The 15,160-nt window shown below is 68.3% G+C and carries 16 protein-coding genes; 9 read left to right on the top strand and 7 right to left on the bottom strand.

Annotated elements, in window-relative coordinates; translation table 11 throughout:
- Positions 1 to 88: 88 nt before the first annotated feature.
- Positions 89 to 739, bottom strand: a complete 651-nt coding sequence (locus tag QMG86_RS20710) for a DUF6968 family protein (protein ID WP_281874237.1) — start codon at positions 737 to 739, stop codon at positions 89 to 91.
- Positions 740 to 937: 198 nt separating this feature from the next.
- On the opposite strand from QMG86_RS20710, the gene QMG86_RS20705 reads away from it, so the two are divergent.
- Positions 938 to 1,432, top strand: coding sequence for a hypothetical protein (locus QMG86_RS20705; RefSeq protein ID WP_281874235.1), 495 nt, complete (start codon positions 938 to 940; stop codon positions 1,430 to 1,432).
- A gap of 54 nt (positions 1,433 to 1,486) precedes the next feature.
- On the opposite strand, the gene QMG86_RS20700 is transcribed toward QMG86_RS20705, so the two are convergent.
- The 3 genes from QMG86_RS20700 to QMG86_RS20690 form a co-directional block, all read right to left on the bottom strand.
- Complete coding sequence (locus tag QMG86_RS20700; protein WP_350356339.1) at positions 1,487 to 2,254, bottom strand: DUF8020 domain-containing protein; 768 nt, start codon at positions 2,252 to 2,254, stop codon at positions 1,487 to 1,489.
- A 189-nt stretch (positions 2,255 to 2,443) separates the two neighbouring features.
- Positions 2,444 to 2,818: a helix-turn-helix domain-containing protein gene (locus QMG86_RS20695; RefSeq protein WP_281874233.1), complete on the bottom strand. Its 375-nt coding sequence runs from the start codon at positions 2,816 to 2,818 to the stop codon at positions 2,444 to 2,446.
- A 146-nt stretch (positions 2,819 to 2,964) separates the two neighbouring features.
- The gene (locus tag QMG86_RS20690) at positions 2,965 to 3,453 is read right to left on the bottom strand and encodes a nitroreductase family deazaflavin-dependent oxidoreductase (protein WP_281874232.1); all 489 of its coding nucleotides are present in this window, start codon (positions 3,451 to 3,453) and stop codon (positions 2,965 to 2,967) included.
- A gap of 173 nt (positions 3,454 to 3,626) precedes the next feature.
- Between QMG86_RS20690 and QMG86_RS20685 the strand changes: the two genes are divergently transcribed.
- Positions 3,627 to 4,493 carry a mycofactocin-coupled SDR family oxidoreductase gene (locus QMG86_RS20685; protein WP_281874230.1) on the top strand — a complete coding sequence of 289 codons (867 nt, stop codon included), beginning with the start codon at positions 3,627 to 3,629 and terminating at the stop codon, positions 4,491 to 4,493.
- A 15-nt stretch (positions 4,494 to 4,508) separates the two neighbouring features.
- On the opposite strand, the gene QMG86_RS20680 is transcribed toward QMG86_RS20685, so the two are convergent.
- Both QMG86_RS20680 and QMG86_RS20675 read right to left on the bottom strand, forming a co-directional pair.
- Entirely contained in the window at positions 4,509 to 5,087 is a 579-nt protein-coding gene (locus tag QMG86_RS20680; RefSeq protein ID WP_281874228.1) for a TetR/AcrR family transcriptional regulator, read from the bottom strand.
- Positions 5,088 to 5,182: 95 nt separating this feature from the next.
- Positions 5,183 to 6,058 carry an LLM class F420-dependent oxidoreductase gene (locus QMG86_RS20675; RefSeq protein ID WP_281874227.1) on the bottom strand — a complete coding sequence of 292 codons (876 nt, stop codon included), beginning with the start codon at positions 6,056 to 6,058 and terminating at the stop codon, positions 5,183 to 5,185.
- A gap of 339 nt (positions 6,059 to 6,397) precedes the next feature.
- Here QMG86_RS20675 and QMG86_RS20670 point away from each other — a divergent pair, with 339 nt between their 5' ends.
- The 7 genes from QMG86_RS20670 (at position 6,398) to QMG86_RS20640 (ending at position 13,697) form a co-directional block, all read left to right on the top strand.
- On the top strand, positions 6,398 to 7,600 hold the full coding sequence (locus QMG86_RS20670; protein WP_281874225.1) for a cytochrome P450: 1,203 nt from the start codon (positions 6,398 to 6,400) through the stop codon (positions 7,598 to 7,600).
- A 61-nt stretch (positions 7,601 to 7,661) separates the two neighbouring features.
- Entirely contained in the window at positions 7,662 to 7,889 is a 228-nt protein-coding gene (locus tag QMG86_RS20665) for a ferredoxin (RefSeq protein WP_281874223.1), read from the top strand.
- On the top strand, positions 7,889 to 8,440 hold the full coding sequence (locus QMG86_RS20660; protein ID WP_159839742.1) for a nuclear transport factor 2-like protein: 552 nt from the start codon (positions 7,889 to 7,891) through the stop codon (positions 8,438 to 8,440). Before QMG86_RS20665 ends, QMG86_RS20660 begins: the two co-directional genes overlap by 1 nt.
- Before the next feature lie 5 nt (positions 8,441 to 8,445).
- Complete coding sequence (locus QMG86_RS20655; protein ID WP_281874219.1) at positions 8,446 to 9,696, top strand: hypothetical protein; 1,251 nt, start codon at positions 8,446 to 8,448, stop codon at positions 9,694 to 9,696.
- Positions 9,697 to 9,720: 24 nt separating this feature from the next.
- Entirely contained in the window at positions 9,721 to 11,322 is a 1,602-nt protein-coding gene (locus QMG86_RS20650) for an acyl-CoA synthetase (protein ID WP_281874217.1), read from the top strand.
- 1 nt (position 11,323) lies between these two features.
- Positions 11,324 to 12,439, top strand: coding sequence for an NAD(P)H-dependent amine dehydrogenase family protein (locus tag QMG86_RS20645; protein ID WP_281874215.1), 1,116 nt, complete (start codon positions 11,324 to 11,326; stop codon positions 12,437 to 12,439).
- Positions 12,440 to 12,470: 31 nt separating this feature from the next.
- Entirely contained in the window at positions 12,471 to 13,697 is a 1,227-nt protein-coding gene (locus QMG86_RS20640) for a cytochrome P450 (protein ID WP_281874213.1), read from the top strand.
- Positions 13,698 to 13,749: 52 nt separating this feature from the next.
- Here QMG86_RS20640 and QMG86_RS20635 read toward each other — a convergent pair whose 3' ends face one another.
- Positions 13,750 to 15,114 (bottom strand): cytochrome P450, encoded by a 1,365-nt coding sequence (locus QMG86_RS20635; protein ID WP_281874211.1) that lies wholly within the window; start codon positions 15,112 to 15,114, stop codon positions 13,750 to 13,752.
- Between the last annotated feature and the right edge of the window lie 46 nt (positions 15,115 to 15,160).

The raw sequence follows: 15,160 nt of genomic DNA, 5'->3' as shown, positions 1-15,160 counted from the left end.
ACCGGTCGAACGACGATCCACCAACCGATGATTCGATGCCGAATCCGGACCGGCTGGGCGGCTCGCCGCGGAATTGTGCGTCCGGGTCTCAGGACAGGCGGCTGACCGGCCAATCCTGCGGCAGCTCGAGGCGTTCGCTGATCATGTTGATCGCGTTGTGCAGCGCCTGGATCTCGTCGACGCCGCTGACCACCGACGCGCCCTGCTCGCTGATGTGGAACCGGCACAGATGCTTGCGCCGGTCGGCCGCCAGGTAGGGCCTGCCGATGATGATCGACAACGAGCTGTCGGCATCGCGCAGCGTGCGGGCGGCGATGAGAGCCTGCGGTTCGTGCACGGCGGTCGTGGCGGCGCGCGACGGACGGGTGGGGGCGGCGGGGAACCCGGGGTCGGAGGGCTCCGTCACGGCGAAGTGCGCGCCGTGGCTGTTGGCCTCCCGCAGCTCCTGAGCGATCTCCTGGAAAGCGCGGTACAGAGCGGCGATGGAATCGGCGCCGTGCGCCCACCGCTCCCCGATGCCCTGGATGCGGAATCCGCACACCACGCCGGTGTCACCCGGTGCCATCTGCGGTTTTCCCACCTCGATCGACACTTCTCGCGTGGCATCGGCGACGGTGCGGGTGGCGATCACCTCCCTGATCCGCCGCCATTTCGTGCTCGCGATCGCACCGCCGTGTTCGGACTCGCGCACTGCGGGCGTGGTCGTGTCACCAGTGACCCGCGCCGGTATCGCTCTCATGATTTCTGGAGTACCCAAGTTGGACCCCGGTTTATCCTGCGGTTCGAGGTGACCTGGACCGCAGGGTGAAGACACGCCGGACCGGCAAAAGGGCTACCGGACGGTTAACGCGCCTCGGGTTTGGCAGGCTGTCGCCGAGGTGTGATGGTGGGGCCGCGACGATGAGGAGGGGCGGACGAAGTGGTAACGATTGCGCAGTTGCGAGCGGTTCTGTCGATCCTGCGCGTCGACCCGGAGGAGGTCGGCGGGCGACTGGACGATACGGGTCTGCGTGGTCCGGACGCCGAGCGCGTCCTACTGATCGGTTTGCTACATCGGATCGCGAGCAGTGAGCTGCGCCAAGTCGTCACCACGACGATGGACGAGGAGGAGGCCGCCAGGGCCGCGGCGGTGAGCACCCTCCCGGTGAACGGCGAGAACCCCACGGAGCAGGCGCGTTTCGACGCGCACTGGCTGCACGACCGGATCGGCGCGCTGGCGGCGGGCGCCACCGTGGATCCGGTGCCGGTGCTGTTGGACGCCGCCGCGCGGTCGGCGGACGCGGCCGAGGTCCTGCTGCTGCTCAGCCGCAATCCCCGCGGCCACGACGCGGACACCAGATGGGAGCGCGCGCTCGACGATCTGGGGCGCGCCTATCACCTGATCAACGACGAGCGCGTGGGACGCTCGAACACGACGACCGCGCCGCTGTAGCGGCGCGGTCGTCGAAGGTCTCGCCCGGCGGCGTGGCACACCGCCGGGACGGAATCACTTGGGTTGCGCGGGCGTGGCCTGGACGGGTTTGTCGGCGAAGCGGGTGGTGCCCTCGGCCGCCTGCAGCGTGGTGAGCAGGTCGACGCCCGCCACGACGAGCGTGGGTCCGCCGACCGCGATGGTTCCGAGGATGCCGCCGAGGCTCGCGCCGGTCAGCAGGCCGGCCACACAACCGAGGGCGATGGTGACCAGGCAGCCGATCGTGGCGCCGATGGCGGTGCCGACGAAACCTCCGATGGCCGTGGCGAGTCCGAACTGGCTGGCGAATTCGTCGCGGGCGCGCTGATTCTCGGTCATCGACGCGACCGGTGTGGCGACCAGCGGTTCGGTGATCGCGACGCCTTCCGGCCGGGTCGGCTTCAGCTCCAGCACCGTGCTGTCCTTCTTCACCTCGGGACGCACCGGAATGGCGGCGCCCGCGAGCCGGAAGTCGAGCGGCAACGTCATGGTGACGTGGCCGTCGCGGTCGCGGATATCGACCACGTCGATCACTTGCGCGATATCGGCCGGGGTGCCCGTGTGGTCGACGAGCACTCCGTCGCGCTCGGTTAGTCGGGCGTGCTCGTCGCCTGCGGGCTGATCACGCAGCGCTTTGGACAATTCGAAGGTCCCGCCCCGGAGTGCGGCGACCACGGTCTGGTCGACGATCTTGGCCGAGTAGGTGATGTCGGGAGCCGGCTCGGCGTGCGCGGCGCCCGCGCCGATGGTGAGCGAGCCGATGGCGAGTATCGCTGCCGCAGTGGTGCCGCGGAGTTTCATCATTCGTCCAATCCTTCATCGGGTTCACACCTGCGTCCAGCACGGCCGGACCCGCGCACTCCGGCGGCGCAAGAGCAGTCGTTCAGGGTCGCTGAGCAGCCTAGCAGCGCCCACAGCAACCTATGAGCGTTCCGGCTCGACCGGTCGGAGATATCGAATGATTCTCCGACCGGCCGATTCTCGAATCGGCGATCAGTGCGCCGCGGCGAGTTCGCTTGCCTGCTCGGCGCGCAAGATCATCGCGCTGGTGCCGGGCGGCCACTCGAGTCCCGCGTCGAGCCGGTCGAGCACCTCGGCGCTCGGCTGCGCGTTGCGCGACCGCTCGATCTCGCTGACCAGCTTGGCCGGCGGGCCGCCGTTGCCCGCCACGTCCGCCTGGGTCCACTTCCGCTCCCGCCGCCGCGCACGCACCCGCGCGGCGAGCGCGTCGAGGTCGAGCGCGACCTCCGTCTCGACCTCGTCCGGAAGCTCCGGCGCCGGGCGCGCCGGCTCGCCGGGCTCGTCCGTCCGGTGCTTCTCGCGCAGCATTCCGCTGGTGATCAGCCTGGACCGTTTCCGCCTACCCATTTTCGCCACACGCTCTCCCATCCTCTGTCGAGTCGATCGATTGCGTCGCACTGCTCCGGCGGCGGACAGCGCCCAGCGCGCCGGGAACGCTGAACATCATGGAGGGAGGGCGGGTGCGGACCGCGTTCGACGCGCCGGGCGCGGGCTCAGTGCCCCTCGTCGTCCGGCCGCAGAATCAGCACCGGTATCTCGCGCTCTGTCCAGGATTGGTAGGCGTCGAAGTCCGCGTAGAGCGCTACCAGCGAGGGCCACAAGCGTTTTCGCTCCTCCGGCGTCGCCACCCGGGCGCGGACGCGGCGCTGCTCGGCGCCGATCTGCACCATGGCCGCGGGATGTGCCAGGAGGTTGAAGTACCACTGCGGATGGTTCGGCAACCCGCCCTGCGAGGCGACGATCACCAAATCGTCGCCGTCGACGAGGTACAGCAGCGGGGCGGTGAACAGCTTGCCCGATTTGCGGCCCCGATGCTCGAGCAGCAGCGTCGGCACCGGTTTGCGGAAGCCCGCTCCGATCCGCCATCGCCCGCCGACGTGTCCCGCGGTCCGGCGGAAGACCCACACCTGGGCTCTCGACATGTACTTGATGAGCGCCGCGACCAGCGGGGAATCGAGATGGCGCGGCCGGTTCGGCGTCATCGAACGCCCCGATCGCGAGGGGATGCGCAGGCGTACTCGAGTGTGGTGGCGAATGATTGATCCATACCCTTGTCCGTAGTATCGTCCAGACAGATGTCCGGTTACTATTCCATAGCGATGCGGCGTGTGTCGCGGCGGTGGCGGGAACCGGCGACGAGCACGGTGGAGGAAACATGGATCGGGTCAGCGGCAAAGTCGTTCTGGTAACCGGGGCGGGGCGGGGGCAGGGCCGCAGTCACGCGGTCGCCTTGGCCGAAGAGGGCGCCGACATCATCGCCTTCGACATCTGCGCCGACATCGCCAGTAACGAGTACGCGCTGGCCACCGAAGCGGACCTGGCGGAGACGGAGGAACTGGTCGCGAAGACCGGCCGCCGGGTCGTGGCGCGCAAGGTCGACGTGCGGGATCGTCCCGCGCTGCACGAGGCGATCGCGGCGGGCGTCGCCGAACTCGGGCGCCTGGACGTGGTCGTGGCGAACGCCGGGATCTGCCCGCTGGGCCACCACGTGCCGCTGCAGGGATTCGTCGACGTCTTCGACGTCAACTTCGTCGGTGTGGTGAACACCGTGCACGCCGCGCTGCCGCATCTGGGCGCGGGCGCCTCGATCATCGTGACCGGTTCGGTGGCGGGCTTGGTGCCGCAGACCGGGTTCAACGGCCAGCAGGCCCTGCAAGGCCCCGGCGGCGACGGCTACGGTCTGTCGAAGAAGATGATCCGGTCCTACACGCAGACGTTGGCGTTGACGCTGGGGCCGAGTTCGATCCGCATCAACGCGGTGCACCCGACCAATGTCGACACCGACATGCTGCACAATCCGGGCATGTATCAGATCTTCCGGCCCGACGTGCAGAACCCGACGCGCGCCGACGCCGAGGTCACCTTTCCGTTCATGCAGGCCATGCCGATTCCCTACGTCGAATCCTCGGACATCTCGCATGCGATCACGTTCCTGGCCTCCGACGAGTCGCGCTACGTGACCGGTTTGCAGATGTTCGTCGACGGCGGGGCGTCGCTGAAACTGGGCCTGGCCGGGCAGTGACGCAGGCCCGCCGCGTCACTGCAGGATGAGCAGCGCGGACCGCTCGATGCGGTCCGCGATGTCGGAATACGATTCGTAGCCCATCCCGGCGTGGACCAGCGCGCCCGCATACAGCAATTCGAGCGATTTCAGAATGTCCGCGTCGGGACTTCCGGACAGCGCATGCGCGAGCCGGGCGCGAATTTCCAGACCGATGCGCGCCCGCAAATGTTCGACATCCGGATCGCGGCCGAGCAGTGCGCTGGTGACCGCGCCGGACAATTCCGGTTCGTCGGCGACGAGCAACGCGATGCTGCGGAGTTCGGCGATCACGCGCACGGTGGCGTCCGGATCCGTGCTGACGGGCGAGGGCGTCGCGCGCAGCCTGCGCCAGAAGATCTCCGCGACCAGGTGCTCCTTGGAGGAGAAATAGGTGTAGGCGGTGGCGGTGCCGACCTTGGCGTTGGCGGCGACCATCCGGATGGTCATGCCCGCGAACCCTTCCCGGGAAAGCACTTCCAGCGCCGATCTGGTGAGTTTCTCAACGGTGTCGGCTTGTTTTCCGGACAAGCGCCGCCGCGTCGCCTCGACGGTTCTGGAATGGCTTTCGGACATCTGTCTAGACTAGTGTTGTCATTCTGTTCGGGCAACTTCCATGGTGGGCGAACGGGTGTATGTCCGACCACTGTGGAAATGCCCGTGCGTGAGCGCTACGGCCGGGCGCCCATGCCGAGGGGCCGTCCCACGGCGGTCAGCTTGCCGGAGAGTCGTTCCAGATAGGCGAGCACCGCCGGTTCATCCTTGTCCGGCAGCCCGTAGACGACGTCGGTGACGCCCGCGCGCTCCCAATCGTCCAGGCGGGCGGCGTCCGGTGTGAAGTCGAGAGCCACCACGCGTGGACGTCCGGAGCGACCGGCCTGCTCCCAGATCTCGTGCAGCAGTGCGAGCCGATCCCTGATCTCCGTTTCTCCCGGTGTGGTGATCCAGCCATCGGCGGACTCGGCTATCCAGCGGAAGGTGCGTTCCGTGCCGGCCGCGCCGATCAGCACCGGCACCGCGCGCCGCACCGGCTTGGGCCACGCCCAGCTCGGTCCGAAGCGCACGTACTCGCCGTCGTGGCTCGCCTCGTCCTGGCTCCACAGCGCCCGCATCGCGGCCAGGTATTCGCGCAGCACGGTGCGTCGTTTGCGCGCCGGCACGCCGTGGTCGGCGAGTTCGTCGGTGTTCCAGCCGAATCCGGCGCCCAGCAGCACCCGGCCACCACTGAGATGGTCGAGGGAGGCGATCGTCTTGGCCAGGGTGATCGGATCGTGCTCCACCGGGAGCGCGACGGCGGTGGCCAGCTCGATGCGCTCGGTGACGGCGGCCGCCATGGACAACGCCACCCATGGGTCGAGCGTGCGCAGGTACCGGTCGTCGGGCAGGGACGCGTCCCCGGTCCGCGGGTGCGCCGCGGTACGCGCGACCGGGATATGGGTGTGCTCGGGGACGTAGAAGGAGGCGAATCCCGCCTGCTCCGCGGCGCGGGCGGCCGGGGCGGGCGCGATGCCGCGGTCGCTGGTGAACAGCACGATGCCGAATCGCATGGGAACCCTTGTCTCGTCGAGTCGTTCGGTGTGGCGTCCGTCTTCCGCCTGCGGCGCTTCTCGCCGGGTCGAGGCGGCTGTCTGAGTCTAGCTGTCTGGACAACTGTTCGGAAGCTAGTCCGGTTAGTACGCCGCAGCAAGAACGCGTTTCTGTTTCTCGGCGGGATGGGGCAGATCGGCGGCGTCGGCCCCTGGGTTCGAAAGAGATCGGTCGTTCGGGGATTGTCCTGAAAATGTGTCAGTGGTACCGTCCAGACACATGTCCAGCTATGTGTCTCCCAGGTGTGCGGTCCAGCCGCCCCCAGTGGGGAACGTGTTCTCGGTTTGGGAGTGTGGGCGATGACCGCTGCGGTGGAGCCGCTGGTGTTCGATCCGTATGACTACGGGTTCCACGAGGATCCGTATCCGACGTATCGGCGGCTGCGGGAGGAGGCGCCGCTGTATCACAACCCGGATCTGGGGTTCTGGGCCTTGTCGCGGCACGCGGATGTGGTCGGGGCGTTCCGTGACAGTGCGCGGTTGTCGAGTGCGAACGGGGTGTCGCTGGATCCGGCGGCGTGGGGGCCGCATGCGCATCGGGTGATGTCGTTCCTGGCGATGGACGATCCGCGGCATATGCGGATGCGGCGCTTGGTGTTCAAGGGGTTCACCCCGAAGCGGGTGGCGGAGATGGAAAACCGGATCCGGGAGCTGACGCTGTCGTATCTGGAGCCCGCGGTGGCCGGTGGTCGTTTCGATTGGATCGATGCGGTGGCGGGCAAGTTGCCGATGGACGTGATCTCGGAATTGATGGGGGTCCCGGCAGCGGATCGGGTGGAGATCCGCCGGTTGGCGGATCTGGTGGTGCACCGGGAGGACGGTGTGCTGGATGTTCCGGTGGCCGCGGCGGAGGCGTCGATGAAGCTGCTGGTCTATTACGCCGAGATGGTGGCCGAGCGGCGGCGTGCGCGGCGAGAGGATCTGACTTCGGCTCTGCTGGACGCGGAGATCGAGGGCGACCGCTTGTCGGACGAGGAGATCATCGGGTTCTTGTTTCTGATGGTGGTGGCGGGAAACGAGACCACCACCAAATTGCTGGGTAACGCCTTGTATTGGGGGGCGCGTAATCCGGGGGAGTACGCGAAGGTCGCCGCGGACCCGGATCTGGTCTCGGACTGGGTCGAAGAGACCTTGCGTTACGACACCTCCAGCCAGATGGTGGCGCGCACGGCGGCCGAGGATCTGGACTATCACGGCGGCACGATCCCGGCGGGGTCGAAGGTGCTGCTGCTGATCGGTTCGGCCAACCGTGATCCGGATGTGTTCGACAACGGTGACAGTTTCCGCATCGATCGTGCCGACAAGTCGGGTTCGGCGAGTTTCGGTGCGGGAGTGCATTTCTGCCTCGGCGCCCATCTGGCCCGGCTGGAAGCGACGATCGCGTTGCGGGAGTTCGCCTCGCGGGTCGCGAGTTTCGACATCGTTCCCGACGGCATCCAACGCGTGCATTCGTCCAACGTGCGTGGATTCGCGCACCTACCCATCACCGTGGAGACGCGATGAGCCGCCGATCCGAACGGTTCCGCAGGCCGGGCTCGTCCCACCGGATCGCGCGGAGCCGGTCATGAGAATCCGGGCCGATCTGGATCTGTGCCAGGGGCACGCGGTCTGTCAGGCCGAGGCGCCGGAGGTGTTCCGGGTGCCCAAACGCGGCCGGGTCGAAATCCTCGACGACGGGCCGGACGCCGGCCTCCGGCCCGCCGTGGCGGACGCGATCCGTTACTGCCCTACCCAAGCCCTGTCGATCGCCGGCGAAGGCGCGACCGACCCCTCCCCGAAAGGTACCGACTGATGCCAGGTTTCGACCGCGCCGAGCTCGACGAGATGATCCAGCGCTGGATCGTCGAGAACCAGCGCTGCGAGGAAAAGGGCGACTGGAAGCCGCTCGCGCAGATGTATACCGAGGACGCCACCTACGGCTGGAACTACGGCCCCACCCAGGAGTTCATGGCCGTCGGGCGCGACGAGATCCGCGATCTGGCCCTCGGCCAGGAGATGGCCGGGCTGGAGGGCTGGACCTACCCCTATCAGGAGTTCGTGGTCGACGACCGCACCGGCAACGTCATCGGACTCTGGAAGCAGGTCAGCGAGGCCACACGTCCGGATGGGCGCAACTACTCGCCCGAGGGCATCGGCGGCAGCTGGTTCCGCTACGCAGGCGACTTCCAATGGTCCTGGCAGCGCGACTTCTTCGACTTCGGTAACGTCTCGGCGCTGTTCCTGGAGATGATCACGAACAAGGCGCTGACGCCGGGCATGCAGAAGCGCATCGAGCGCTCCGTCTCCGGTCAGCCACTGCCCGGCTGGTATCGCGTCGGCGAGTCCCCCGTTCCGCTGTGGTGACCGACATGGCCGCACCACACAGCCGATTCGCCGACCTGGACCGGGACACCCTGGCGGCGCTGGTTCCCGAATTGCTCCTGTGCGGGCACCTCATCGACCGCTCCGGCATGGCCCATTCGATCGCCGCCTTCGGCCGCGAGGGCATGACCGCGATCGCCATCGAGGAGTGGCAGGTGGCCAGCCCGGTCTACACCCGGCGCATGCAGCGGGCGCTCGGTTTCTCCGGCGACGGCGTGGAGACCATCTTCAAGGGCCTGCAACTGGACATCGGCGCCCCGCCGCAGTTCATGGACTTCCGGTTCCGGGTCGACGACCACCACCGCGGCGAGTTCTGGCTCGACCACTGCGGTGCGCTGGCCGATGTGGAACCGATGGGCGATGACTTCGTCGTGTCGATGTGCCACGACATCGAAGACCCCACCTTCGACGCGACCGCGCTGGCCACCAACCCGCACGCCCAGGTCCGGCCGATCCACCGCCCGCCCCGCCGTCCGGCCGACCGCAAGCCGGTGTGCGCGTGGACGGTCGTCATCGATCCCGCTCACGTGCCGCCGCCGGTGCCGCCCAACGCCGAGCTGGTCGCGGGATCCGCGGCGGCCGGACTGGAGCTGGCCGCGATCGACCGCGACGACGAAGGGCGGCCGGACTACTCCGGCCCCCTGCTCAGTGATGTGCGCTTCGCGGACTTCTCCCGCTCCGCGCTGGTCCGTCTCGCCGACGAGGTGTGCCTGCAACATCATCTGCTCACCCTCGGTTTCATGATCGCGGTGCGCGCCCGGGTGGACGCCGCCGCGGCGCTGGAGATCGGGCGTAAACAATTCGCGGGGATCGCCGGGCTGACCAGTGAGCGCTTGCGCGGTTGCCTCGGTCTCGGTGACGACGCCGCCGCGCTCGCGACGGTGCTGCGACTGCATCCGGCGCTGAACCCATTGCCGTACACCGATATTCAGATCGAGGAGACCGGCGGCACGGTCACGGTGACGTTCCCGGCCGCGAGCGGCGCGCACACCGACGGAACCTGGCCGTCGATGCTCGACCCCGACCACCTGCAGCCGCTGAACACGCTGGTCCGCGGCGTGAACCCGCGCTTCTGCGCCGAAGTCGTCGCCGCGGGTGAGTGGGGTTGGCGCGCCGCCGTCACGCTCGGCGACAAGTCGTTCCGGGAGGCGACCGAGGTCGCGCTGACCCGGTTCAGCACCGGCGCCGCCTTCACCTTCACCGACCGGGGGATACCCCTGCCGCTCACCGTCGTGTGACCGCCCACCCAGAGATGGAACGACATGGCCAACAACTTCGCCGACCTCTTCGAGCATTCCGTGGACGCCATGCCCGAGCGGGTGGCGCTGATCCAGTCCGGCCGCCGGGTGACCTTCGGTGAACTCGACGCCCGTGCCAACCGCCTCGCGCACCATCTGGCGAGCGTCGGCGTCGCGGCGGGAACGCACGTGGGTTTCCAGATGCACAACAGCATCGAGACGATGGAGACGCTGATCGCGTGCTTCAAGCTCGCCGCGGTGCCGATCAATATCAACTACCGGTACGGCGTGGCGGAACTGGCCTACGTCTACGCCAACGCGGATCTCGAAGTGCTCGTGCACCATTCCTGTTACGCCGACGCCGTGCGGGAAGCCCGCGCGCGGACACCCGCGCTGCGGCACACGATCTGCGTCACCGACGAAGGCGGCACCGCCACGGAGGGCGCCGGTTACGAGTCCGCCCTTGCCGGTCGGCCCGCCGATCGTCCGGCGGTTCACCGCAGCGCCGACGACCTGTTCATGATGTACACCGGCGGGACGACCGGGATGCCGAAAGGCGTCATGTGGCGGCAAGAGGACATGTGGCGGGTCCTCGGCGGCGGCATCGACTTCTACACCGGCGAACCGGTCGCCGACGAGTTCCAGCAGTCCCGCATCGGAGCCGGGATCGATCCGAGCAGGTGGCTGGTGCTGCCGCCGCTGATCCACGCCGCCGCCATGATGCCCACCTTCACCGCGCTGTGGTCGGGCAACACCGTGATCTTCGAGTCCCGCTTCGACGCCGCGCGCGTCTGGCGGACCGTCGCCGAGCAACGCCCGCAGGTCATGGTGATCACCGGCGACGCCATGGCCAGACCGTTGATCGAGGCGTACCAGCGCGAGCCGGTGGACGCCTCGTCCTTGCTCGCGATCGCCTCCGGCGCCGCGCTGCTGTCGCAACCGGTGAAGAACGCGCTGCTGGAGCTGTTCTCCTGGGCGGTCGTCTCGGATTCCATCGGATCGTCCGAAACCGGCTTCGGCGGCATCGGTTTCGCCCGGAAAGACGACGACCCCGCCCGCGGCCCCCGCGTGCAGACCGGCCGCGGCGCGGTCGTCGTGGACGACGACGGCCGCCCTGTCGCGCCCGGATCGGAGGGCTGGCTGGCCAAGACCGGCAACGTGCCGATCGGCTACTACAAGGACCCCGGCAAGACCGAGAAGCTGTTCAAGACCGTCGACGGCGTCCGCATGGTCGTCACCGACGACCGAGCCCGCGCCGAAACCGACGGCTCGATCACGCTGCTCGGCCGCGGCAACATGGTGATCAACACCGGAGGCGAGAAGGTGTTCGTCGAAGAGGTCGAAAGCGTGGTGAAGACCCACGAAGCGATCTACGACGCGGTGGTGATCGGGGTGCCGCACGAACGCTGGGGGCATCAGGTCGCCGCCGTGGTGTCGCTGACCGGCCCCGGGCCGCTCCAGTTCACCGACCTGCACGCGCACGTTCGCACTTTCCTGGCCGGATACAAAGTGCCCAAACAGATCTGGGTGGCCGACGCCATCGTGCGCGCGCCCAGCGGCAAACCCGACTACCGGTGGGCCAAGCAGTACGTAGCCGGTCGAGGGCCCGACCACAAGGCGGACTGACATGATCCGGGTGATCCAATGGGCGACCGGCGGGGTCGGACGGGCCGCCATCGAGGGCATTCTCGACCATCCCGAGCTGGAACTGGCCGGAGCCTGGGTGCACAGCGCGGACAAGGACGGTATGGATCTGGGCGAGCTGGTCGGACGCCCGCCGGTCGGGGTGCGCGCGACCACCGACGCCGACCGTCTGCTCGCCACACCGGCCGACTGCGTGCTGTACAGCCCTTTCCTGGCCGACACCGAGACGGTGCGCGCCATCCTGCGCTCCGGCAAGAACATCGTCACCCCGCTGGGCTGGTTCCATCCGCGCCCCGCGGAGCGGCAGCGATACGACGAGCTGTGCCGCGCCGCCGGAGTGACATTGCACGGCACCGGCATACATCCCGGCGGCATCACCGAGAAGATCCCGCTGGTGGTGTCGGCGCTGTCGGGACGGATCACCGCGGTCCGCGCCGAAGAGTTCTCCGACATCCGCACCTACGGCGCGCCCGAGGTGGTCCGGGACTGGATGCTGTTCGGCGCGACGCCGGAGCAGGCCGCGACCAGCGTCATGGCCGACGTGCTCGCGGGCGGCTACGGCCAGTCGGTCCGGATGATCGCCGAAGCGCTGGGCATCGTGCTCGACGAGCAGGTGCGGGTGACGCACGAGACGGCGGTGGCCACCGCGCCGATCGATTCGCCGATCGGCCCGATCGCGCCGGGACGCGTCGCCGCCCAGCGCTTCCGCTGGCAGGGAACCGTCGGCGGCGCGCCGGTGATCACGGCCGCGGTGAACTGGTTCATGGGCACCGAGAACCTGGACCCGCCGTGGACCTTCGGACCGGCGGGTGAGCGCTACGAGGTCGAGATCGTCGGTGATCCCGGTGCGACGGTGACGTTCACCGGCATGCATGCGCACAGCGCCGCCGCCGGTCTGGTTCGTAACCCCGGCATCGTCGCCACGGCCATGCATTGCGTGAATTCGATTCCCTACGTGGTCGCCGCCCCGCCGGGTGTGCGGACCTATCTCGAACTGCCGCTCGTGGCGGGGCGCGCCGCCGCATCGTTGCGCGGGGCCGCCTGCGACGCGTCCGCGGCGGCCGAACCCGGCGCCGCGCGGCGAACTTCGCCGCGCTGACCGGCGTGCCCGTTTCATCTAGGAGGTAGCAATGGCAGCACCGGCATTACCGGTCGGATGGGACTTCACCGACCCGGCGCTGTGGGAGAACCGCAGTCCGGTAGCGGAATTCGCGCAGCTGCGCCGGACCGCCCCGGTGTGGTGGAACGCGCAGTCCGACGAGTCCTCCGGAGGGTTTCGCGACGGCGGCTACTGGGTGGTCAGCAAGCTCGCCGACATCAAGGAGATCTCGAAGCACCCGGAGCTGTTCTCCTCGGAGCGCAAAGGGGCCATCATCCGCCTGCCCGGTGACATCACGCCGGAGCAGATGTCGCTCACCGGCGCCCTGCTGGTGAACATGGATCCGCCCAAGCACTCCAAGATCCGGCGGATCATCTCCAAGGGCTTCACCCCGCGCGCGGTGGAGAGCCTGCGCGCCGCGCTGACCGAACGCGCCGCGCGGATCGTGCACGAGGCCAAGAAGTCCGGCAGCGGCGACTTCGTCGAACAGGTCGCCTGCGAACTGCCGTTGCAGGCGATCGCCGAGCTGCTCGGCGTGCCGCAGGCGGATCGGCGCAAGCTGTTCGACTGGTCCAACCAGATGCTCAACTACGACGATCCCGAGTACGGCGATCCCGCCATGGCCTCCACGGAGATCCTCGGCTACGCCTGGAACATGGCCGAGCAGCGGCGCGCCTGCCCGGTGGGGGACATCGTGAGCGAGCTGGTGCACGCCGATGTGGACGGTGAGGCGCTCGGCTCCGACGAGTTCGGCTTCTTCGTCATCCTGCTCGCCGTGGCGGGCAACGAGACCACGCGCAACGCCATCACGCACGGCATGAAGGCGTTCGTCGACCATCCCGAGCAGTGGGAGGTCTACCGGCAGCAGCGCCCGCGCACCGCACCCGACGAGATCGTCCGGTGGGCCACCCCGGTGACCGCCTTCCAGCGCACCGCGACGCAAGACCTGGAACTCGGCGGGCAGCACATCCGGCAAGGCCAGCGGCTCGGATTGTTCTACAGCTCGGCGAATTTCGACGAGGCGGGCTTCACGGATCCGTTCACGTTCGACGTGCTGCGCGATCCGAATCCGCATGTGGGCTTCGGTGGCACCGGCGCTCACTATTGCGTGGGCGCGAACCTGGCGCGACTGGAGATCGATCTGATGTTCAACGCCATCGCCGACGCGATGCCCGATCTGCGGGAGGTCGCCGAGCCCGTGCGGCTGCGGTCCGGGTGGATCAATGGCATCAAGAGCTGGCACGTGCGCTACGAGTAGATCCGGGCGGGCTCCCCGTCACCGACGGGGAGCTCACGGCCCGGCCGCGCTGTCAGCCGTTGACGTCCCTGCGGCGCCTGCGGTAGCGGACGGTGCAGGGCTGGGCGAGTTGCACGACCATCTTGGAGTGATCGTTGCGGTAGCTGTCCGACGGCTGGGTCATCTCGAACTCCCAGTCCCGCAACAGCAACGAGAAGATCGCCTTCAGCTGCATCAGCGCGAACGCCGCGCCGACGCAGCGGTGGCGGCCCGCGCCGAACGGAATCCAGGTCCAGCGGTTGACCAGGTCGGCCTGATTGGGATCGATGTAGCGGCCCGGATCGAAGGCGTCCGGATCGGGGAAGTCCTCCGGGATCCGGTTCGAGATCGCGGGGGTGGCGGCGACGTGGTCACCCGGCTCGATCCGATGCCCGCAGACGTCGAATTCGCCGCGCGCCACCCGCATCAGGATGATCAGCGGCGGATGCAGACGCAGCGTCTCCTTGAGCACGGATTCCAGCACCGGGATCTGGCGCAGCGCGCCGAAGCTGATGTCCGAGCCGTCGGCGTAGAGCTCGTCGAGTTCGGCGACCACGCGGCCGAGCACCTCGGGGTGGCGCAGCAGTTCGATGATCGTCCAGGCCGCCGTGCCGGAGGTGGTGTGATGACCGGCGAACATCATGGAGATGAAGATGCCGGTGATCTCGCTGGCGCTGAAGCGCGGTGCCCCGTCGTCGCCCGGGATCGAGATGAGCACGTCGAGCATGTCCCGGTCGTCCTTGCCGGTGGGCGGGTCGGCGGCCCGCCGATCCATGATCGCCTGGACCAGTTCGACCAGCTCGGCTCGCGCCTGGTCGCGCCGGCGGAAGCTCTCGATCGGGGCGTACGGGTCGACGTAGGCGAGGGCGTCGGTGCCGCGTTCCAGGTCGTGGTACAGATGGGCGAAGCGGTCGTCGAGGTCGTTGCGGAATTTCACCCCGATCAGGCAGGCCGAGGACGTGTAGATGGTCAGCTCGGCGAAGAAGTCCAGCAGGTCGATCTCGCCTTCGTCGCCCCAGCGCGCGAGCATCCGCTCGACCTCGCGGGCGATGGTCGCGGCGTGCCCGCGCATGTGCTCGGCGCGCAGCGCCTGGTTGTGCAGCATCTCCTTGCGGCGTTCCGGGCTGGCGTCGAAGACGACGCCCTCGCCGAAGATGGGCTTCATGAAGGGGTAGGCGGCGGCCTGGTCGAGGTCGTCGTCGCCGGCGCGGAAGAAGAATTCGTTGGCCTCCGCGCCGGACAGCAGGATGACCTGACGCCCGGCCAGGTCGAACGAGCCCACGTCGCCGCACTCCGTGCGGACCCGGCGCATGAGCCCGATCGGGTCGACGCGGAACTCCTCCAGATGACCGTGCTCGTGGTCGCCTCCGGATACCCGCCGTGGTTTCACCAGAGTCATTGGAAATCCTTCCCCAGATAAGTGTCCAAGTTTTATGATGGACACG

The organism is Nocardia sputorum (assembly GCF_027924405.1).
Lineage (GTDB): Bacteria > Actinomycetota > Actinomycetes > Mycobacteriales > Mycobacteriaceae > Nocardia > Nocardia sputorum.
Note: the sequence above shows the minus strand (reverse complement) of the source record. Positions and strands in the feature narration are given on the sequence as shown.

Bases quoted from the DNA above. Each gene is read 5' to 3' on its own strand.
- QMG86_RS20710 (WP_281874237.1), bottom strand. From the start codon at position 739: ATGAGAGCGATACCGGCGCGGGTCACTGGTGACACGACCACGCCCGCA.
- QMG86_RS20695 (WP_281874233.1), bottom strand. From the start codon at position 2,818: ATGGGTAGGCGGAAACGGTCCAGGCTGATCACCAGCGGAATGCTGCGC.
- QMG86_RS20680 (WP_281874228.1), bottom strand. From the start codon at position 5,087: ATGTCCGAAAGCCATTCCAGAACCGTCGAGGCGACGCGGCGGCGCTTG.
- QMG86_RS20700 (WP_350356339.1), bottom strand. From the start codon at position 2,254: ATGATGAAACTCCGCGGCACCACTGCGGCAGCGATACTCGCCATCGGC.
- QMG86_RS20640 (WP_281874213.1), top strand. From the start codon at position 12,471: ATGGCAGCACCGGCATTACCGGTCGGATGGGACTTCACCGACCCGGCG.
- QMG86_RS20635 (WP_281874211.1), bottom strand. From the start codon at position 15,114: ATGACTCTGGTGAAACCACGGCGGGTATCCGGAGGCGACCACGAGCAC.
- QMG86_RS20685 (WP_281874230.1), top strand. From the start codon at position 3,627: ATGGATCGGGTCAGCGGCAAAGTCGTTCTGGTAACCGGGGCGGGGCGG.
- QMG86_RS20655 (WP_281874219.1), top strand. From the start codon at position 8,446: ATGGCCGCACCACACAGCCGATTCGCCGACCTGGACCGGGACACCCTG.
- QMG86_RS20660 (WP_159839742.1), top strand. From the start codon at position 7,889: ATGCCAGGTTTCGACCGCGCCGAGCTCGACGAGATGATCCAGCGCTGG.
- QMG86_RS20670 (WP_281874225.1), top strand. From the start codon at position 6,398: ATGACCGCTGCGGTGGAGCCGCTGGTGTTCGATCCGTATGACTACGGG.
- QMG86_RS20645 (WP_281874215.1), top strand. From the start codon at position 11,324: ATGATCCGGGTGATCCAATGGGCGACCGGCGGGGTCGGACGGGCCGCC.
- QMG86_RS20675 (WP_281874227.1), bottom strand. From the start codon at position 6,058: ATGCGATTCGGCATCGTGCTGTTCACCAGCGACCGCGGCATCGCGCCC.
- QMG86_RS20665 (WP_281874223.1), top strand. From the start codon at position 7,662: ATGAGAATCCGGGCCGATCTGGATCTGTGCCAGGGGCACGCGGTCTGT.
- QMG86_RS20690 (WP_281874232.1), bottom strand. From the start codon at position 3,453: ATGACGCCGAACCGGCCGCGCCATCTCGATTCCCCGCTGGTCGCGGCG.
- QMG86_RS20650 (WP_281874217.1), top strand. From the start codon at position 9,721: ATGGCCAACAACTTCGCCGACCTCTTCGAGCATTCCGTGGACGCCATG.